Consider the following 21860-nt stretch of genomic DNA (forward strand, 5'->3'; position numbering starts at 1 on the left):
ATTTAGCTTCCCTATTAAGGTGAAATCATATAATATAGTACGTAGGTGTAAAGTAAGCAAGGGGAGTGATCTTGGATGATTGAATGGTATTTTGAATATGAAATACATAAAAACCGACCTGGCTTGCTTGGTGACGTTTCTTCGTTAATCGGTATGCTCGGCATTAATATTGTCACAATTAATGGTGTAGATAATGCACGACGTGGGTTACTTCTTATGTGTGATAATCAAGAGCAAATCTCTAGACTTGAATCAATTTTAAATACGATGGATAACATAACGGTAACGAAATATCGTCCGCCCAAGCTAAGAGATAAGCTAGCGGTTAGGCATGGTAGGTACATACAACGAGATGCAGATGATAAGAAAACATTTCGATTTGTGCGTGATGAATTAGGCTTACTTGTAGACTTTATGGCAGAAATTATGAAAAAAGAAGGCCATAAACTAATTGGGATACGCGGAATGCCTCGTGTCGGAAAAACAGAATCCATTGTTGCTGCAAGTGTTTGTGCAAATAAAAGGTGGTTATTTGTATCATCTACTCTTATTAAGCAAACTGTTCGTAGTCAATTAATTGAAGATGAGTATAGCGATGACAATATTTTCATCCTAGATGGAATTGTGTCAACGAAGCGTGCCAACGAAAGACATTGGCAGCTCGTTCGTGAAATTATGAGATTGCCTGCAACGAAAGTTGTGGAACATCCTGATGTATTTGTGAGTCAGTCAGAATACACATTGGATGATTTTGATTATATTATCGAGTTGCGTAACGATTATGATGAAGAAATTCAATATAATTTAGTAGATGAAATTGAGCAAGGTACGCAAAATAATTTCTCTATGTTTGACTTTTAAAGAAATATTGAGGTGTTAGTAGTGACGGAATTGGGACAAAAGCTGAAAGAAGCAAGAGAAGCGAAAGGCTTGTCTATTGATCAGCTGCATGAAATTACAAAAATTCAAAAACGCCATCTAGTGGCAATTGAAGAAGGCAATTATGATGTATTGCCAGGAGCTTTTTATGCGCGTGCATTCATTAAACAATACGCAGATGCTGTTGGATTAAATGGAGAGGAACTGCTTGTAGAACATCAGAGTACGATACCACAATCTGAAAGGCGTGAAGTTCCACAAGTATCAACGGGACAAAAAACACAAGAAACAATGCAAAAATCTTCATCATGGCCAGTTGCAGATCACATGCCGAAAATCTTAGTTGCGCTGTTAGTAATCGCGGTTGGAGTCGTAATCTGGTTTGTGTTTCAAGCGTTAACTGGAAAAGATGATGAAAAAGTTCCGAGTGCTCAAAGTGAGAAAATTGAAGTTCAAAAAGCGAAAGATTCTCCGTTAGATACGAAGAAAGCGGAAGAGCCAAAGAAAGAAGAGCCAAAGAAAGAAGAACTAAAGAAAGAAGAACCAAAGAAAGAGGAGCAGCCAGCACCACCAACTGGACAGCAAGAAGTGAAAGTAGTTGGAACAACTGGTAAGGTATCTACTTTGGAAATTCATAATAATAAAACGTTAGAATTGGAAATTTCAGCGAAGGGTGCAAGTTATGTAGATGTTAAGGATGATGCGGGTAATGAAATTCTAAACACTACAGTACAAAGCGGTCAAACAGAGAAACGCGATGTATCAACATTAAAAGAAGTACGACTTAATATTGGAAGTGCACCGAATGTTGAAATTAAACTGAATGGCCAAGTGCTTGCTTTCCCGTTAGATCCACAAAAAGAATATCACCAAAGATTGGTGATTAAAAACCAAGGGATAGAGCAACCTGCACAATAACAGTCATCGCTTCGATGACTTTTTTTTCGATGAACAAATGTTTTTGATATGATGGAGGAATAGCTGTGAATTTACCAAATAAAATTACAATATCTAGAATCTTCTTAATTCCAATTTTTATGGTAATTATGTTAGCGCCCTTTGATTGGGGTTCATACAAAATTGGTGATGTTGATTTGCCAATTCAACATTTAGTAGGGGCACTTATCTTTATCATTGCTTCAGCTACAGATTGGATTGATGGACATTACGCAAGAAAGTATAATCTTGTAACGAATTTAGGAAAGTTTCTTGACCCATTAGCTGATAAATTACTTGTTTCAGCAGCACTTATTACATTGGTAGAGATGCAATATGTACCGGCTTGGATTGTTATTGTAATTATCAGTCGTGAGTTTGCTGTAACAGGTTTACGTCTTGTACTTGCTGGAACAGGGGAAGTAGTTGCGGCAAATCAGCTAGGGAAAATTAAGACATGGACACAAATTATTGCGATTGCAGCATATTTATTACACGATGTACCTTTAAATTTAATCCATATTCCAGTTGCTGATATCTTCATATGGATTGCATTAATCTTTACTGTTATTTCAGGATGGGATTATTTCTGGAAAAATAGAGCTGCTTTTGTAAACTCAAAATAGAAGTTTATGGGGGAATTAGGATGAATGCTGAGATTATTGCGGTTGGAACTGAATTATTACTTGGACAAATTGCAAATACAAATGCCCAGTTTTTATCTGAAAAGTTAGCTTCAATTGGAATTAACGTGTACTATCATACTGTTGTTGGTGATAATAATAAGCGACTGCAAAAGGCGATTGAAGCTGCGGAAGAACGTGCTGATATACTTATTTTTACAGGTGGATTAGGACCGACAAAAGATGATTTAACGAAAGAAACGATAGCGGCTAGTTTAGATGAAGCGCTTGTGTATGATGAAAAGGCATTAGCCTTAATAAGTAATTACTTTAAGCGTACAGGCCGTGAATTTACGGAGAATAATAAAAAGCAAGCGCTCGTCTTAAATGGAGCAACAGTATTTGCAAATGACCACGGTATGGCGCCTGGTATGGGGGTAAATAAGAACGGAAAAGTTTATATTTTATTACCAGGGCCGCCAAAAGAAATGAAACCAATGTATGTAAGTTACGTGGAGCCTTTTTTACGTAATTTTACAACAGGAGAAAACATTTATTCCCGTGTGCTTCGTTTCTTCGGTATCGGGGAGTCCCAATTAGAGGTGAAAGTTCAAGATTTAATTGATGGACAAACAAACCCAACAATCGCCCCGCTAGCAAATGATGGAGAAGTGACATTACGTTTAACCGCTAAGCATCAAAATGTTAGCGAAGCGGAGAAACTAATTCAACATGTGGAAGATTTGATTTTAGAAAGGGTAGGAGAATTTTTCTACGGATATGACCAAGAATTTTTGCATTATAAGGCAATCGAGTTATTGAAGAGAAAAGGGTTAACTTTAGCATGTGCAGAAAGTTTAACAGGTGGTCTTTTTGGAAATCAAGTAACTGAAAATGCTGGTGTTTCTTCTGTATTTAAAGGCGGTGTCATTTGTTATCATAATGATGTGAAGCAACATGTATTGCGTGTGCCTGAAGAAGTGTTGCATACTGATGGTGCAGTTAGTAAAGAATGTGCTCGTTATCTTGCTGAAAATGTTAAGGATTTATTAAAAGCGGATATCGGAATTAGTTTCACTGGGGTAGCAGGGCCAGATGCTTCAGAACAGAAAGAGCCAGGAACAGTATTTGTTGGATTGGCGATTAAAGGTGAACAAACTGCAGTTTTTCCTCTTAATTTAAGTGGAAGTCGTCAACAAATTAGAGAACGCTCGACAAAATATGGATTTTATCATTTATATAAAAAGCTAGAAGAGATATAAGTTTCTTCTAGCTTTTTTTATAGTTAAATTACGTATTTATGTAATGGAAAATAAAAAAATCGAATAAATGTTCGATTTTTGTTGGCAAATTGAATTGAAAATAGGTATAATAAGATTAGCAATTCAGTTAAGGAGGAATTTTGAATGAGTGATCGTCAAGCGGCATTAGATATGGCGTTAAAACAAATAGAGAAGCAATTTGGTAAAGGTTCAATTATGAAATTAGGAGAACAAGCGGAACGTAGAATTTCTACAATTTCAAGTGGTTCTTTAGCACTTGATGTGGCATTAGGGGTAGGCGGATACCCACGTGGCCGTATTATCGAAATTTACGGACCTGAAAGTTCAGGTAAAACGACAGTTTCATTACATGCAATTGCAGAAGTACAACGTCAAGGTGGACAAGCAGCATTCATCGATGCGGAGCACGCAATGGATCCTGTATATGCACAAAAATTAGGCGTTAACATAGATGAATTACTATTATCACAGCCTGATACAGGGGAGCAAGGATTAGAAATCGCGGAAGCTCTTGTACGAAGTGGTGCGGTTGACATTATCGTAATTGACTCTGTAGCAGCTCTTGTACCGAAAGCAGAGATTGAAGGCGACATGGGTGACTCACACGTAGGTTTACAAGCACGTTTAATGTCACAAGCACTTCGTAAGCTTTCAGGAGCAATCAACAAATCAAAAACAATTGCAATCTTTATTAACCAAATTCGTGAAAAAGTTGGGGTTATGTTCGGAAACCCAGAAACAACTCCAGGTGGTCGTGCGTTGAAATTCTATTCAACTGTCCGTCTTGAAGTGCGTCGTGCGGAGCAATTAAAGCAAGGTAACGACATCGTTGGTAATAAAACAAAAGTAAAAGTAGTGAAAAATAAAGTAGCGCCACCATTCCGTGTTGCTGAAGTTGATATTATGTACGGAGAAGGTATTTCAAGAGAGGGTGAAATCTTGGATATGGCTTCTGAGCTTGATATCGTTCAAAAGAGCGGTGCTTGGTATTCTTATAATGAAGAACGTTTAGGACAAGGTCGTGAAAATTCGAAGCAATTCTTAAAAGAGAATACGGACTTAAGAGAGGAAATTGCCTTCTTTGTTCGTGATCATCACGGAATTGGTGAAGATTCTGGTGTGGAAGACACGGAAGATGCAACTCTTCAAGATTAAAAAATAAAAGACACGGGTCCCGTGTCTTTTATTTTTTTACCTTCTATTAAAGGGGTATCTATCGTAGTGGTTAAAATATTTTTTTGACTCAAATGGGATGTGTAAAGAGGAATATTCATACGTTTTAAGGGAATAAAATGGTATTTACTAAGGTTTTCCAGGATAGTATGCTATCAATTTTTCAAATTCAGATAACATTAAGGACTGAAGGTAAAGAAAGTAAAAGTAGACAACGCTTGACAATGAAAATTACGATAGATACAATGAGAATGTATATTTTTTCTTATATACGATATACTCTTCTCAAGAAGAGAAGTAATATTCGGAGTAAGGTTTAAATCTTACCGAAATAATAATATGACATTTTAATTGTGAAATGAAGAAAGTCCCTTAAAAAAGCGGGACGACGGTCTTTGCTGTATATTGTAATTTAATGTACATGCCGACAGTCTTTTTTCATTCATAGCAAGGGGAGGTGAAATCATGAGTAGTACAGTTTGGATACTCATCTCCATTTTGCTTGCAACAACAGTCGGTGCAGTTGTTGGCTTTTTTGTTCGAAAGTCTATTGCTGAAGCGAAGATTAATGGTGCGGCTAATGAAGCGAAACGTATTTTAGACGAAGCGAATCGTGAGGCTGAAGCACTTAAGAAAGAAGCGCTTTTAGAAGCAAAGGATGAAATTCATACACTTCGTACAGAAGCTGAATTAGAAATTCGTGACCGTAGAAGCGAATTACAAAAACAAGAAAATCGTTTAATGCAAAAAGAAGAGAACCTTGATCGTAAAGACGAAACGCTCGATAAACGCGAGCAGCAGTTAGAGAAGAAAGAGGAATCTCTTGTAGCGAGACAACAACAGATTGAAGAGTTGGAAAGCAAAGTGGGAGAGTTAGTTCAAAAGCAACAAACAGAATTAGAGCGCATTTCCAATCTGACACGCGAACAAGCGAAAGCAATTATTCTTGGTAAAGTAGAAAATGAAGTTTCTCATGAAATCGCTGTTATGGTAAAAGAAAGTGAAGTTCGCGCGAAAGAAGAAGCGGATAAGAAAGCAAAAGAGATTTTATCTCTTGCAATGCAAAGATGTGCAGCTGATCATGTTGCTGAAACAACCGTTTCGGTTGTAAATCTTCCAAATGACGAAATGAAGGGACGTATTATCGGGCGTGAAGGTCGTAATATTCGTACGTTAGAAACGTTAACGGGTATTGACTTAATTATCGATGATACACCAGAGGCGGTAATTCTTTCTGGATTCGATCCAATTCGTCGTGAAACAGCTCGTATCGCTCTTGATAAACTAGTACAGGACGGACGTATTCACCCAGCGCGTATTGAAGAGATGGTCGAAAAATCAAGACGTGAAGTGGACGAGTATATTCGCGAAGTCGGAGAGCAAACAACGTTTGAAGTGGGTGTTCACGGATTACACCCAGATTTAATTAAAATTTTAGGTCGTTTAAAATACCGTACAAGTTATGGACAAAACGTCTTAAAACACTCTATGGAAGTTGCATATTTAACTGGACTTATGGCAGCAGAGCTTGGTGAGGATGAAAAACTAGCAAGACGTGCTGGTCTATTACATGATATCGGAAAAGCGATTGACCATGAAGTAGAAGGTAGCCACGTTGAAATTGGTGTTGAACTCGCAACGAAATATAAAGAGCATCCTGTAGTTATAAACAGTATCGCATCTCACCATGGTGACACAGAACCAACTTCTATCATTGCAGTTTTAGTTGCAGCAGCAGATGCTTTATCAGCTGCAAGACCGGGAGCTCGTAGTGAAACGCTTGAAAACTACATTCGTCGTCTTGAAAAGTTAGAAGAGATTTCAGAGTCTTATGAAGGCGTTGAAAAATCATTTGCAATTCAAGCAGGACGTGAAGTTCGTATTTTGGTAAAACCAGATACAATCGATGACTTAGAAGCTCATCGTTTAGCTCGTGATATCCGAAAACGTATTGAAAATGAACTGGATTACCCAGGACATATTAAAGTAACTGTTATTCGTGAAACACGTGCAGTGGAATACGCAAAATAAAGTGGTGAAACACCACTTTATTTTTTTGTGTTGGAATTGGATAAAATAAAGACAGTTAGTTATATAGCGTAAAAGTGAAACAAACTTATAATAAACATATTATAAGGAATTTCCTTAATGCTATAGCAATAAAAAATGCAGTACATAGAAAGGGTAAGACATATGAGAATATTATTTGTTGGGGATGTAGTAGGATCTCCTGGTAGAGGTATGATTCAACAATACGTACCGGCATTAAAGAAAAAATATACACCTACAGTAACAATCATTAATGGAGAAAACGCAGCAGGTGGCCGTGGGATTACAGAAAAAATATATCGAAACTTTTTAGAGTGTGGGGCACAAGCAGTTACACTTGGAAACCATGCTTGGGATAATCGTGAAGTATTTGAATTCATCGATGATGCAAAATATCTTGCAAGACCAGCTAACTTCCCAGAAGGAACTCCAGGAAAAGGACTTATCTTTGTGAACTGTAATGGAACAGAAGTTGCAGTTATTAACTTACAGGGGCGTACTTTCCTTCCTCCGATTGATTGTCCATTCCGTAAAGTGGATGAATTAATTAATATTGCGAAAAAACGTACGAATATTATCTTTATTGATTTCCATGCGGAGACTACAAGTGAAAAACAAGCGCTAGGTTGGTATGTAGATGGACGTGCTACAGCAGTAGTAGGTACGCATACGCATGTCCCTACAGCGGATAACCGTATTTTACCAAGCGGAACGGCATATATTACAGATGTTGGGATGACAGGGCCATATGATGGAATTTTAGGTATGGACCGAGAAGCAGTATTGAAGAAGTTTTTAACGAACTTACCGGTACGATTTGAAGTAACAAGTGGTAGAACGCAATTAAGTGCAGTGTTAATTGATGTGGATCCAAATACAGGAAAAGCAAAGAAAATTGAGCGCATTTTAATTAATGACGATCAACCATTTTTTGAGTAAATTTCCGTTAAATTTTAGATAAGTTATTATATTTTAATTTTTTAGAAAAATTACGAAAATTTAGCAGGAATACGCGCCATTCCTCGTGAATATAAGTTAAAGTGAAATAATTGCTAATACTTTTTAAAGAAACGAGGAGGAAACGCGGAATGGAAATATTAAAAGTTAAAGCAACGTCGGTCCCTAATTCTGTAGCTGGTGCACTTGCAGGTGTTATTCGCGAACGCGGAACAGCAGAAATTCAAGCTATTGGTGCAGGTGCATTAAACCAAGCGGTAAAGGCAGTAGCAATTGCAAGAGGGTTTGTAGCGCCTAGTGGTTTGGACCTAATTTGTATCCCAGCGTTTACAGATATTATGATTGATGGCGAAGAGCGTACAGCAATAAAATTAATTGTAGAACCTCGTTAAGTTTAAACAACCTGTTTGCAGTATGCAAACAGGTTGTTTTTATAATGGAGGAATGAAAATGAAAATTTTTGATGCTCATTGTGATGTGCTCTTTCAGTTATGGAGTGCAAAGGGAAAAAAGAATTTTAAAAACGATCCGCAATTACATATTACATTTCAACAGTTAAAGGAAAGACAAGGAAGTATACAATGTTTTGCAATATATGTGCCAGAAACAGTGACGTATGAAAAACGATTTGAAGCGGCATTACAAATGATAGATATTTTTTATAATGAAATTCTATCGCTACCAGGTGTGAGATTTATCCGAACGAAAGAGGATATAAATAGATTAAAACAAGACGAGGTTGGCGCGCTATTAACGTTAGAAGGGTGCGAAGCAATTGGCAAAGAAGCGATGAAATTACGTTTGTTTTATCGGTTAGGTGTACGTTCTTTCGGATTAACATGGAACTATGCGAATTTGTTAGCTGATGGGGCGCTAGAGACGCGTGGAGCAGGTTTAACTACTGTTGGTAGACAAGTTGTACAAGAGTTGAATACTTTGCAATTATGGACGGATCTATCACATTTAAATGAGAGAAGTTTTTGGGATGTGATAGAAATTGCAAATAACCCAATTGCATCCCACTCAAATTGTTATAAACTGTGTGAGCATCCACGCAATTTAAATGACGAACAAATTAAAGCGCTTATACAGAGAAATAGCATAATCGGTGTTACTTTTGTACCGCAGTTTCTAACAAGTGAAAGACAAGCAAATATAACAGATATAGTAAAACATATCGAATATATTTGCTCGCTAGGTGGAGAAAACAATATAGGGTTTGGTTCAGATTTTGATGGGATTGTAGATACGGTTGTCAATGTATCTGCCTACGGAGATTATGAAAATGTCATGAATGAGCTTTATAAATACTATGCTGCATCTACTGTAGAAAGATTTTTATATGATAATTTTGTTGAACATATGAGTTTTTAAGTTTTTGGTTTAAAATTCAGAATAATTAAAATTAATTCATTTGATTTTATTGCTTTTTTTAAGACCTAATACTAGAATGAAAAACAAAATAGCTTTATACTAAAGATTCAGGGAAATCAGAAGAGGCATAATTTGCGTCCGTTGTAGTTTATTTGCATAAAAAATGCTAAACTATTACTGTAAAAAAATACACTACAATGAATGCAGCCAAAAGGGGTGTAGGAGATGATTAGTCAACTTTCATGGAAAGTTGGAGGCCAACAAGGTGAAGGAATTGAAAGTACAGGAGAAATCTTCTGTATTGCATTAAACCGATTAGGATATTACCTATACGGTTACCGCCACTTCTCATCACGTATAAAAGGCGGCCATACAAATAATAAAATTCGTGTAAGTACAACAGAAGTACGAGCGATCTCAGATGATTTAGATATTTTAATTGCTTTTGACCAAGAAACAATTGATTTTAACTTCCACGAACTACGTCCAGGTGGAATTGTAGTTGCGGATGCGAAATTTAATCCAACAATACCTGATAATACAGATGTAAATCTATATGTGATACCGTTTACAGATATTGCTTCAGAATTAGGCACATCATTAATGAAAAACATGGTTGCTGTTGGAGCATCAAGTGCAGTATTAGGATTAGACGAAACAGCTTATTTAGATGTTGTTGAAGAAATCTTTGGTCGTAAAGGAGAGCAAGTCGTTCAAAAGAATATGGACGCAATTAAACGCGGCTCTCAATATATGAAAGAATTACTAGGTGAGAAAGTAAACATGATGCAGCTTGAAAAAGCTGATGGTAAAAAACGCATGTTTATGATTGGAAACGACGCAATCGCATTTGGTGCGGTAGCTGGTGGTGCTCGTTTTATGTCAGCATACCCAATCACACCTGCATCAGAAATTATGGAATACTTAATTAAAAAATTACCGAAAGTCGGCGGAACAGTAATCCAAACTGAGGATGAAATCGCAGCTTGTACAATGGCAATCGGTGCAAACTATGCTGGTGTTCGTACATTAACTGCATCTGCTGGTCCTGGTCTTTCATTAATGATGGAAGCAATCGGTTTAGCAGGTATTACAGAAACTCCATTAGTAATTGTTGATACACAACGTGGTGGTCCAAGTACGGGATTACCAACGAAACAAGAACAGTCTGACTTAATGGCGATGATTTACGGTACGCATGGTGAAATTCCAAAAATCGTAATGGCGCCAAGTACAGTTGAAGAAGCTTTCTATGACATTGTAGAAGCATTTAACTTATCTGAAGAATATCAAGTTCCTGTTATTTTCTTAACAGATTTACAGCTTTCGTTAGGAAAACAAACAGTAGAACCACTTAAATTAGATAAAGTGGAAATTCGTCGTGGTAAGCTTGATTTAGAAGCGGAATTACCAGAACGTGAAAATAAAGCATACTTCAAGCGTTATGAAGTAACTGAAGACGGCGTTTCACCGCGTGTTTTACCTGGTATGAAAAATGGTGTTCACCATGTTACAGGTGTAGAACATGATGAAACTGGAAAACCATCGGAATCAGCAATAAACCGTAAAGATCAAATGGACAAACGTTTCCGTAAAATGGAAAACTTGAAGTTTAATACCCCTGTTTATAAAAATGTTAAGCATGAAGAAGCAGACGTATTGCTTGTTGGATTTAACTCAACTCGTGGTGCGATCGAAGAGGCAATGACGCGTTTAGAACAAGAGGGTATGAAAGTAAACCATGCTCATGTACGTTTAATTCACCCGTTCCCAACAGCTGAAATCGATCCACTTGTGAAAAATGCGAAGCGTGTTGTAGTAGTAGAAAACAATGCAACAGGTCAGCTTGCTAACATTATGAAAATGAATCTTGGTAATGGTGAGAAAATTTCTAGTCTTTTAAAATATGATGGAAACCCATTCTTGCCGAAAGAGATTTACAACGAATGCAAAAAAGGGGTTGTATTAAATGGCAACATTTAAGGACTTTCGTAACAGTGTAAAGCCAAACTGGTGCCCAGGTTGCGGAGACTTCTCAGTGCAAGCTGCAATTCAACGTGCGGCAGCTAACGTTGGTTTAAATCCAGATGAACTTGCTGTTATTTCTGGTATTGGCTGTTCAGGCCGTATTTCAGGTTATATTAATTCATATGGTGTGCATAGTATTCATGGTCGTGCTCTTCCGATTGCACAAGGTGTAAAAATGGCAAATCGTGATTTAACAGTCATCGCTTCAGGTGGTGATGGTGATGGATTTGCGATTGGTATGGGACATACAATCCATTCTATTCGTCGTAATATCGATATTACGTACATCGTAATGGATAACCAAATTTACGGGTTAACAAAAGGGCAAACTTCACCACGTAGTGAAGCTGGATTTAAAACGAAAAGCACACCGCAAGGTTCAATTGAACCATCACTAAATGTAATGGAAATGGCTTTAACAGCTGGTGCGACATTTGTGGCGCAAAGCTTTTCGAGTGATTTAAAAGAATTAACACAAATTATTGAAGCTGGTATTAACCATAAAGGATTTTCATTAATTAACGTATTTAGCCCATGTGTTACTTACAATAAAGTAAATACCTACGATTGGTTTAAAGAGAATTTAACGAAACTAAGCACAGTAGAGGGATATGATCCATCTAATCGCATGATGGCTATGCAAACTTTAATGGAAAATAACGGTTTAGTAACAGGTTTAATTTATCAAAATACTAAGCAACCATCATATCAAGAACTTGTTAAAGGCTATAGTGAAGAGCCTTTAGTGAAATCTGATTTAAATATGGATCAGAAAATGTTTGATGAGCTTGTTGCTGAATTTATGTAATATAAGAAGAGGAGGTTGCCATGTGGCAACCTTTTTTTATTAGAAAAATATAGGGTAGTCTTATTTACTTAGAAAATTCAGAATGGTAAAATAATATATAAATCGTTGTATGAAAATGGCAAGTTCATTGCTTATGAAATGTAAGATAATAAAGGGCCTCTGTATTGTTAAAATTGGCGAAACAGGTCATACTATGGTAATGTTTATAGGGATAAAGCAATATGCTTTTGGGTAGGACAACAAGAAATAATAAAAAGGGAATGTCTATTTGCGTGGGGAAGACTTCATTCTTATGAATGATTAGATTGATTACTCAAGTTTCAAAGGACAAGTTATCTCTCAAGCTATCTAACCATTTTTGAGGTGAGTCTAGGCGCATTAAAATGGACTATAGAGTGTGTATAGTTAAGGGTGAAAGGAGATTACCGATGAACGAGCAACAACGATTAGCAAGTCAACAAGCAAATTCCTCTACGAAAAAAGAAGAGAAAGATTATAGTAAATACTTTGAAAGTGTATATCAACCACCTTCCTTAAAGGATGCGAAAAAGCGAGGGAAAGAAGAAGTTAAAATTGAACGGGATTTTGGCTTACCTGAAGAGTTTCGCAATTTTGGTACAGGAAGAAAGTTCTATATTCGTACATATGGTTGTCAAATGAATGAGCATGATACGGAAGTAATGGCAGGTATTTTCACAACGCTTGGATATGAACCAACTTTTTCGACTGAGGATGCAGATGTAGTTTTATTAAATACTTGTGCAATTCGTGAAAATGCTGAAAATAAAGTGTTTGGTGAACTAGGCCATTTAAAGTCACTAAAGCGAAGAAATCCGGACCTTTTAATTGGTGTATGTGGTTGTATGTCTCAAGAAGAATCTGTTGTAAATAAAATTATGCAAAAAAATCAGCATGTAGATATGGTATTTGGAACGCATAATATTCATAGATTACCGTACATTCTAAAAGATGCGATGTTCTCGAAAGAGACGGTAGTTGAAGTATGGTCAAAGGAAGGCGACGTAATTGAAAACCTTCCGAAAGTACGTCGTGGTGATATTAAAGCTTGGGTAAATATTATGTATGGCTGTGATAAGTTCTGTACGTATTGTATTGTACCGTATACGCGCGGAAAAGAGCGGAGCAGACGTCCAGAAGATATTATCCAAGAGATTCGTCATTTAGCTGCGAATGGTTATAAAGAAATTACATTACTTGGACAGAACGTAAATGCATATGGTAAAGACTTTGAAGATGTAGAATACGGTCTTGGTGATTTAATGGACGAACTTCGTAAAGTTGATATTGCCCGTATTCGTTTTACAACGAGCCATCCACGTGATTTCGATGATCACTTAATTGAAGTGCTTGGCAAAGGTGGCAACTTAGTAGAACATATCCATTTACCAGTTCAATCTGGAAGTACAGATATGCTGAAAATTATGGCGCGTAAATATTCACGTGAGCATTATTTAGAACTTGTAAGAAAAATTAAAGAAGCAATTCCAGATGCAGTATTAACAACAGATATTATCGTTGGTTTCCCAAATGAAACAGATGAGCAATTTGAAGAAACGATGTCGTTATATCGTGAAGTAGGATTTGATACTGCCTTTACATTTATTTATTCTCCTCGCGAAGGTACACCAGCTGCAAAAATGAAAGATAATGTACCTATGGAAGTGAAGAAAGAACGTCTTCAACGCTTAAATACACTAGTAAATACGTTGGCAATTGAAAAGAATAGTCGTTACAAAGGTCAAATTGTAGAAGTGTTAGTTGATGGGGAAAGTAAAAATAATCCGGAAGTACTTGCAGGTTATACTCGCACGAATAAACTTGTAAACTTCGTCGCTTCAAAATCTTTAATTGGTCAGCTTGTGAAAGTAAAAGTAACGGAAGCAAAAACTTGGTCTCTTAACGGGGAATTAGTTGAAGAGCCGATTGAGGTGAAATAATAGATGAAAGTATATTCGAAAGATGACATTGTTGAACAAGCAAAAGAATTAGCAAAAATGATTTCTGAAACAGAAGAAGTTGATTTTTTTAAGAAAGCAGAGGCGCAAATTCATAAAAATGAAAATGTAAAGCGCGCAATCGATGAAATTAAAGCACTGCAAAAACAAGCAGTAAACTTGCAGCATTACGGGAAGTGGGAAGCTTTAAAAAAGGTAGAAGCTGAAATTGATGCATTGCAAGATAAGTTAGACAGTATTCCAGTCGTACAAGAATTTAAATCTTCACAAACATATGTAAATGACTTATTACAGTTAGTTGCTAGTACAATTTCTAACAACGTAACAGATGAAATATTAATTTCAACTGGTGGCGATGTACTTAAGGGTGAAACTGGCGCAGCGGTAGAAAGTAAAAAAGGAAATTGTGGTTGTTAAAGAGATGTCATATTGACATCTCTTTTTTTTAGTTGATTAAACGTAAGTTCTTCTCAAAAAAAGAATGACACATTCCGCTATTGTCACGCATATGATTAAGTGAATAGTGATTGAGGAGGGTTACGAATGTCCGAATTTAGAGAGATTATTACAAAAGCAGTGGTTGGAAAAGGACGTAAGTATACAAAGTCAACGCATACATGTGAATCGAATAATGAACCAACAAGTATTTTAGGGTGCTGGGTAATTAACCACTCGTACGAAGCAAGAAAGAATGGGAAGCATGTGGAAATTGAAGGTTTCTATGATGTGAACACTTGGTATTCATTTGATGGAAATACAAAGACTGAAGTTGTAACAGAACGCGTGAACTACACGGACGAAGTAAGCATTGGTTATCGTGATAAAAACTTTTCTGGTGACGATTTAGAAATTATTGCTCGTGTTATTCAGCCACCAAATTGTTTAGAAGCGCTTGTATCACCAAACGGTAATAAAATTGTTGTAACTGTAGAACGTGAATTTGTAACAGAAGTAGTTGGAGAAACGAAAATTTGTGTAAGTGTAAATCCTGAAGGCTGCGTAGAATCAGATGATGATTTCCAAATTGCTGATGATGAATTTGAAGAATTAGATCCGAACTTTATCGTTGATGCAGAAGAAGAGTAATAGAAAGCTAGGGAGAAGTTCTTCCTAGCTTTTTACTTTACATAAGTGGCGCTGAATGAACATGATTCTTTATGAAATATGTTATAATGAAGATAGACTCCTGAAATAGGAGATATGGATGTCCGTGAAATGTGACATATATGAAAATTGATTACTATGTAAGAATTATGGAGGAAAAGTATGACGCAATATACCCCTATGATACAGCAATATTTAAAGGTTAAGGCAGACTATCAAGATGCCTTTTTATTTTTCCGATTAGGCGATTTTTATGAAATGTTCTTTGAAGATGCCGTTAAAGCAGCTCATGAACTTGAGATTACATTAACGAGCCGAGATGGTGGCAGTAGTGATCGTATACCGATGTGCGGTGTACCGCATCATGCAGCTAAAAACTATATTGAACAACTTGTTGAAAAAGGATATAAAGTTGCTGTTTGTGAGCAAGTGGAAGATCCAAAAACAGCTAAAGGTGTAGTGCGCCGTGAAGTAGTACAACTAATTACGCCAGGAACGATGATGGAAGGGCGTACAATTGATGAGAAAGAAAACAACTTCTTAGCCGCATTAACACATTTTGAAGATGGATCATATGCTTTAGCTTGTAATGATTTAACGACTGGACAAAATACAGTAACGTTATTGACTGGTTCAGTAGAAGATATTTTATTGGAAGTGTATGCAACTGGTTCGAAAGAAATTGTTGTAGATTCTTCATTTTCTAAAGATGAATTAAATAAATTAACTGAAACGTTAAAAATGACAATTTCATATGAAGATGCAACGGCAATTCCTGAAGGATTAGAACATCTTGTGAAAAATGTTTCGCAAGCAAAGTTAATTAAAGCAATTGGACGCTTATTTAACTATGTGATAAGAACGCAAAAACGTTCATTAGATCATTTACAACCTGTAGAAATTTATTATACGAATCAATTTATGAAAATTGATGTGCATTCAAAGCGAAATTTAGAGCTGACGGAAACACTTCGAACGAAAGAAAAAACAGGATCATTATTATGGCTATTGGATAAAACAAAAACAGCTATGGGTGGTCGTATGTTAAAACAGTGGATGGAACGTCCACTTATTCAGAAAGAAAAAGTTGAAGAGCGTTTAGAAATGGTTGAAACATTTGTAAATGATTACTTCTTACGTGAAGATTTAAAAGAAAAATTAAAAGAAGTATATGATTTAGAACGTTTAGCAGGAAAAGTTGCATTTGGTAATGTCAATGCACGGGACTTATTACAGTTAAGACGATCTTTACTTCAAGTACCAGCTATTTTAGAAGCGATTAGTTTGTTAGATAATGCTTATGCAGCAAGGTTAATTCAAGGCGCGGATCCATGTGAGAGCTTAACTGAATTACTAGGAAGAAGTATTCAAGAAAACCCACCGCTTTCTATTAAAGATGGAGATATTATTAAAGACGGTTATAATGACAAGCTTGATCAATATCGTTACGTTAGTAAAAACGGAAAAACGTGGATCGCTGAGCTTGAAAAACGAGAGCGTGATATTACAGGAGTTAAATCGTTAAAAATCGGGTACAACCGTATTTTCGGCTACTACATTGAAGTGACGAAGGCGAATCTTGCAGCACTTCCAGAAGGCCGCTACGAACGAAAACAAACGCTTGCTAATGCTGAACGTTTCATTACAGATGAACTGAAAGAAAAAGAAACGTTAATTTTAGAAGCAGAAGAAAAAATTGTACAACTAGAATACGATTTATTTACAGCGCTTCGTGAAGAAGTAAAAGTATTTATTCCGAAATTACAACATTTAGCAAAAGTAATTAGTGAATTAGACGTACTGCAAAGTTTTGCGACAGTTAGTGAAGAAGAACAGTTTGTAAAACCTGTACTAACAACGAAGCGTGAAATCTTTATTAAAGATGGTCGTCATCCTGTCGTTGAAAAAGTATTGAACGGGAAATTGTATGTACCGAATGATTGTATTATGCCAGAGAAGATGGATGTCTTTTTAATTACAGGACCGAACATGTCTGGTAAAAGTACGTATATGAGACAGTTAGCACTTGTAACGGTTATGTCACAAATTGGTTGTTTCGTACCAGCGACAGAAGCAGTATTACCTGTATTTGACCAAATCTTTACGAGAATTGGTGCAGCAGATGATTTGATTTCAGGTCAAAGTACATTTATGGTCGAAATGTTAGAAGCGAAAAATGCAATTGCAAACGCATCAGAAAGAAGTTTAATTTTATTTGATGAAATTGGACGAGGTACATCTACGTATGATGGCATGGCACTTGCACAGGCAATCATTGAACATATTCATGACCAAATTGGGGCAAAAACGTTATTTTCTACACATTATCATGAATTGACTGTGTTAGAAGAGAGTTTAGATCAACTGAAAAATGTACACGTTTCAGCAATTGAAGAGAATGGTAAAGTAGTATTCCTTCATAAAATTCAAGATGGAGCAGCAGATAAAAGTTACGGAATCCACGTTGCGCAACTTGCAGAGCTTCCAGATAGCTTAATTGCCCGTGCGAAAGAAGTGTTAGCACAACTAGAAGGACAAGAAGAAATTATTATTCCAAAGCGTGTAGAAGTGAAAGTGCAGGAGCAAGAAGTTATTCCAGAACCTGTAGTTGTAAAAGAAGAGCCAGTAGAAGTACTAGAGGCGAAAGTAGAGACTGAGGAAGAATCACAACTATCTTTCTTTGGAGGAGAACAGTCTTCGAAGAAACAAGACAAGCTTGCGTTAGATCAAAAAGAAACAGCAGTACTGGCGCAAATTAAAAAAATTGATTTACTTGATATGACGCCTTTAGAAGCGATGAACGAACTGTATCGCTTACAGAAAAAGTTAAAGAAAGGATGAGTAAGTAGATGGGGAAAATTCGCAAACTCGATGACCAACTCTCTAACTTAATTGCGGCAGGAGAAGTAGTAGAGCGTCCTGCTTCAGTCGTAAAAGAACTTGTGGAAAATTCTATCGATGCGAATAGTACATCTATTGAAATCCACTTAGAAGAAGCTGGTTTATCGAAAATTCGCATCATTGATAATGGAGATGGCATTGCAGAAGAAGATTGCATCGTAGCTTTTGAACGACATGCGACAAGTAAAATTAAAGATGAAAACGATCTGTTTCGCATCAGAACACTCGGTTTCCGTGGTGAGGCATTGCCGAGTATCGCCTCAGTTAGTGAATTAGAATTAATCACTAGCACAGGTGATGCACCTGGTACACACCTTATTATTAAAGGTGGAGACATTATAAAGCAAGAGAAAACCGCGAGCCGAAAAGGAACAGATATTACAGTACAAAACTTATTCTTTAATACACCAGCGCGTCTTAAATATATGAAAACCATTCATACAGAGCTTGGTAATATTACAGATATTGTGTATCGTATTGCAATGTCACATCCAGAAGTATCGTTAAAGCTGTTTCATAATGAAAAGAAATTGCTTCATACGTCAGGTAATGGTGATGTAAGACAAGTACTTGCATCGATTTACAGCATTCAAGTTGCGAAGAAACTTGTTCCGATTGAAGCTGAATCTTTAGATTTCACAATTACAGGCTATGTAACATTACCAGAAGTAACGAGAGCATCTCGAAATTATATGTCAACAATCGTAAATGGCCGTTACGTTCGAAACTTTGTATTAATGAAAGCAATTCAGCAAGGATATCATACATTACTGCCAGTCGGACGATATCCAATCGGATTTTTATCGATTGAAATGGATCCAATGCTTGTTGACGTTAACGTACATCCTGCAAAATTAGAAGTTCGTTTTAGTAAAGAACAAGAATTGCTAAAGCTTATCGAAGAAACATTGCAAGCTGCATTTAAAAAAATACAGCTCATTCCAGATGCAGGCGTAACAACGAAGAAAAAAGAAAAAGACGAGAGTGTGCAAGAACAGTTCCAGTTTGAGCATGCGAAGCCGAAAGAACCATCCATGCCGGACATTGTTTTACCAACTGGCATGGATGAAAAACAAGAAGAACCGCTGCCTGTGAAACAGCCAGCACAACTGTGGCAACCGCCGAAACAAGAATGGCAACCACCACAGTCGCTCGTAAGAGAAGAACAAAGTTGGCAGCCATCTACTAGACCGATAATGGAAGAACCAATTCGAGAAGAAAAATCGTGGGACAGTAATGAAGAGGACTTTGAATTAGAGGAATTGGAAGAAGAAGTTCAGGAAATAAAAGAGATTGAAATGAACGGTAATGACTTACCGCCACTTTATCCAATTGGACAAATGCATGGAACATATATTTTCGCTCAAAATGATAAAGGCTTATATATGATTGACCAACATGCCGCGCAGGAACGTATTAATTATGAATACTTCCGTGATAAAGTAGGAAGGGTAGCGCAAGAAGTACAAGAACTGCTTGTACCGTACCGTATCGATTTATCTCTTACTGAATTTTTACGTGTTGAAGAGCAACTAGAAGAACTGAAAAAAGTCGGTCTATTCTTGGAGCAATTTGGCCATCAATCCTTTATCGTCCGCTCACATCCAACGTGGTTCCCGAAAGGACAAGAAACAGAAATTATCGATGAAATGATGGAGCAAGTTGTTAAACTAAAAAAAGTTGATATTAAAAAATTACGTGAAGAAGCAGCCATCATGATGAGCTGTAAAGCATCGATTAAAGCGAATCAATATTTAACGAACGATCAAATATTTGCTTTACTGGAAGAACTACGTACAACAACAAACCCGTATACATGCCCGCACGGAAGACCGATTCTTGTGCATCATTCTACTTATGAGTTGGAGAAGATGTTTAAGAGGGTTATGTAGAGTGAATAAACTACATTTCAAAAGGGGGCAACATTTACTGTTGCTCCCTTTTAATATGTAGATTTAATTGTTAAACGAGAATATGGTGAAGTAATTTTGCAGTTTATTTCTTGGCTGCGTTAGCTTATATTTATCTATGTATAAAAAAGCGCTGTATACAGCACTTTTTAAAAGGTGCATGAATAGTATAATGAAGATTTTTACATTATTAAAGACATAACTATGCATGGCCTAATATTGATTCTTATTTGGTTAATTGTCATAAGGATCTATACGATTATTTATTTTTATTATTATTAATTTTTTCAGTGTATAGAACTTGCTCTTTGTAGTGTTTCTTAATTGGAAAGTTATGTGTACCTGTGCCGTTCTTGAATTTTTTATCAATGGGGTTCTTTAGAGGAACTGTTGTGGTTTCAGTAAATTCATATGGATAATTTATTTTAGATTTATCTTCAAACATGAAAATGCCTCCTTTTAGGATTTCCTAAATTCTTTACTATAACATGATATGCATATAGATTTTTTTTGGACTAGTTATTTATATAGGTTAATGGAATTTAATTACATAACCACTGAAGCCTTTTAAAGGAAAATAATTTGAGAAAGAAATGGTATGAATAGCCGTTGGCTCCTATTGTTATTTTTTTGTTTGACAGCGCAGTGAATAATGCATATAAATTCAATATAGATTGTTTTTATAATATGGTTTATATGAGATTTTCTTGATAATATAATGTGGAATATTATAGTATTATTAGGTTATTAGGAACATTTAATGCTGTTTCATAACTGAAAGGGAATTGAAAAAAAACTGAAACTTTTCTCATAAAAATTCAATCTAACTTGAAAAATGAAAGGAAAATGAAATTTTCCAAAAGATATTCTTTGTTAAGATAAAAAGCATACATACAAAAAGTATTGGTATATCTTAAAAATGTATTTTCAAGATATAGTGGGGGAAAAGATGAGATTAGAAAAACAATTAATAAAAAAGATGTATTATGAAACATTCCTAATGGAGAATGAAACAAAACCAACTCTTGACGTACTTGGACAAGCTTATGTAAACGATGAAAAAAATGAGATTTCTGATGGGTCTTATATTCGTTTTGCACAAGGTGAATTTTATTATCGTCATCAAGATTTTGAAGCAGCTATTTTTAAATGGGAGAAGGTTAGTAATGAATTAGCACCATGGGCACAAAAAAATATTGCGGATGCTTATTTCGAACTTAATCAATTATCATATGCTGAAAATATTTATACTTCTATTACTACTGATAATAAAATATTGATGATCGAAATTAGACTACAATTACTTTCTCTTTACATTGAGCAAAATAATTTTGACTCAGCTTTCGGTGTTATTAAAGAAGCAGTTTCTTTAAATCCTGATTATCCGAATGTCACAAAAATTGCCCGTTCCTTTTATGAGGAACAGCAAGATTTTGATAGTGCAGTAGAGCTTGCTGTGAATGAGTTAATTCGAATAGAATCGTATCCGTGGTTTGAGGTATTAAAAGGATATATTGATAAAGGGTTTACTAAACATATTTCACCAGATTATTTTTATAATGCATTAGCTACATTAAATAATGTAGATCAAGTACAGTTTACGCAAATGGTTTCATCACTTTGGAACAGTTATAAAGATGAACAAAATTATTTATTATGGCTTAATACAATAAATGAATTTTTCTTACATATTGAAATACATTCGTCCGATATATGGAACAAAGTTTCTGCTCTTTACGAAGAAACTTACTTTGCATTAATTCAAGGTCAATATACGCTTAGACAATTAAACGATATCATACCCAATCTGTTAGCAAATTGGTTAAAAGTAGTTAATCCATCTTATGCTGTATTTCCAT

The 21860-nt window shown here is 36.0% G+C and carries 18 protein-coding genes; 17 read left to right on the plus strand and 1 reads right to left on the minus strand.

Annotated elements, in window-relative coordinates:
* Positions 1-75 precede the first annotated feature (75 nt).
* From MR160_RS00905 to mutL, 16 genes are all read left to right on the plus strand, one after another.
* Positions 76-861 carry a DUF3388 domain-containing protein gene (locus MR160_RS00905; RefSeq protein ID WP_000574107.1) on the plus strand — a complete coding sequence of 262 codons (786 nt, stop codon included), beginning with the start codon at positions 76-78 and terminating at the stop codon, positions 859-861.
* A 21-nt stretch (positions 862-882) separates the two neighbouring features.
* Positions 883-1797, plus strand: coding sequence for a helix-turn-helix domain-containing protein (locus MR160_RS00910; protein WP_000137465.1), 915 nt, complete (start codon positions 883-885; stop codon positions 1795-1797).
* A 65-nt stretch (positions 1798-1862) separates the two neighbouring features.
* On the plus strand, positions 1863-2441 hold the full coding sequence (gene pgsA, locus MR160_RS00915) for a CDP-diacylglycerol--glycerol-3-phosphate 3-phosphatidyltransferase (protein ID WP_001052967.1): 579 nt from the start codon (positions 1863-1865) through the stop codon (positions 2439-2441).
* A 20-nt stretch (positions 2442-2461) separates the two neighbouring features.
* Entirely contained in the window at positions 2462-3700 is a 1239-nt protein-coding gene (locus tag MR160_RS00920) for a competence/damage-inducible protein A (protein WP_000990684.1), read from the plus strand.
* Positions 3701-3844: 144 nt separating this feature from the next.
* Entirely contained in the window at positions 3845-4876 is a 1032-nt protein-coding gene (recA, locus tag MR160_RS00925; RefSeq protein ID WP_001283853.1) for a recombinase RecA, read from the plus strand.
* A 483-nt stretch (positions 4877-5359) separates the two neighbouring features.
* Entirely contained in the window at positions 5360-6925 is a 1566-nt protein-coding gene (gene rny / locus MR160_RS00930; RefSeq protein ID WP_000099770.1) for a ribonuclease Y, read from the plus strand.
* Positions 6926-7087: 162 nt separating this feature from the next.
* Complete coding sequence (locus MR160_RS00935; protein ID WP_001221092.1) at positions 7088-7882, plus strand: TIGR00282 family metallophosphoesterase; 795 nt, start codon at positions 7088-7090, stop codon at positions 7880-7882.
* 149 nt (positions 7883-8031) lie between these two features.
* The gene (gene spoVS, locus MR160_RS00940; protein WP_000404341.1) at positions 8032-8292 is read left to right on the plus strand and encodes a stage V sporulation protein SpoVS; all 261 of its coding nucleotides are present in this window, start codon (positions 8032-8034) and stop codon (positions 8290-8292) included.
* A gap of 22 nt (positions 8293-8314) precedes the next feature.
* Positions 8315-9274, plus strand: a complete 960-nt coding sequence (locus MR160_RS00945; protein WP_003279695.1) for a dipeptidase — start codon at positions 8315-8317, stop codon at positions 9272-9274.
* Between the two features lie 225 nt (positions 9275-9499).
* Complete coding sequence (locus MR160_RS00950; RefSeq protein WP_017763535.1) at positions 9500-11257, plus strand: 2-oxoacid:acceptor oxidoreductase subunit alpha; 1758 nt, start codon at positions 9500-9502, stop codon at positions 11255-11257.
* A complete protein-coding gene (locus tag MR160_RS00955) occupies positions 11244-12110 on the plus strand; it encodes a 2-oxoacid:ferredoxin oxidoreductase subunit beta (protein WP_000190155.1) in 867 nt (288 codons plus the stop codon). The genes MR160_RS00950 and MR160_RS00955 overlap by 14 nt, the downstream gene beginning before the upstream one ends.
* A 428-nt stretch (positions 12111-12538) precedes the next feature.
* Positions 12539-14068 carry a tRNA (N6-isopentenyl adenosine(37)-C2)-methylthiotransferase MiaB gene (gene miaB, locus MR160_RS00960; RefSeq protein ID WP_001005392.1) on the plus strand — a complete coding sequence of 510 codons (1530 nt, stop codon included), beginning with the start codon at positions 12539-12541 and terminating at the stop codon, positions 14066-14068.
* Positions 14069-14071: 3 nt separating this feature from the next.
* On the plus strand, positions 14072-14503 hold the full coding sequence (locus tag MR160_RS00965; protein WP_000870460.1) for a YlbF/YmcA family competence regulator: 432 nt from the start codon (positions 14072-14074) through the stop codon (positions 14501-14503).
* Between the two features lie 126 nt (positions 14504-14629).
* On the plus strand, positions 14630-15172 hold the full coding sequence (cotE, locus tag MR160_RS00970; RefSeq protein WP_001288799.1) for an outer spore coat protein CotE: 543 nt from the start codon (positions 14630-14632) through the stop codon (positions 15170-15172).
* 180 nt (positions 15173-15352) lie between these two features.
* Positions 15353-18031, plus strand: a complete 2679-nt coding sequence (gene mutS, locus MR160_RS00975; RefSeq protein WP_000195990.1) for a DNA mismatch repair protein MutS — start codon at positions 15353-15355, stop codon at positions 18029-18031.
* A gap of 8 nt (positions 18032-18039) precedes the next feature.
* Positions 18040-19983: a DNA mismatch repair endonuclease MutL gene (gene mutL / locus MR160_RS00980; protein WP_000516486.1), complete on the plus strand. Its 1944-nt coding sequence runs from the start codon at positions 18040-18042 to the stop codon at positions 19981-19983.
* A gap of 277 nt (positions 19984-20260) precedes the next feature.
* Here the strand turns inward: mutL and MR160_RS00985 are convergent, their stop codons facing one another.
* Complete coding sequence (locus MR160_RS00985) at positions 20261-20446, minus strand: hypothetical protein (protein ID WP_000461138.1); 186 nt, start codon at positions 20444-20446, stop codon at positions 20261-20263.
* A 504-nt stretch (positions 20447-20950) separates the two neighbouring features.
* On the opposite strand from MR160_RS00985, the gene MR160_RS00990 reads away from it, so the two are divergent.
* The coding region (locus MR160_RS00990) for a tetratricopeptide repeat protein (protein ID WP_481746731.1) at positions 20951-21860 on the plus strand (910 nt) is incomplete at its 3' end.

The sequence above is a fragment of the Bacillus cereus group sp. BfR-BA-01382 genome (assembly GCF_022663475.1).
Lineage (GTDB): Bacteria > Bacillota > Bacilli > Bacillales > Bacillaceae_G > Bacillus_A > Bacillus_A thuringiensis_S.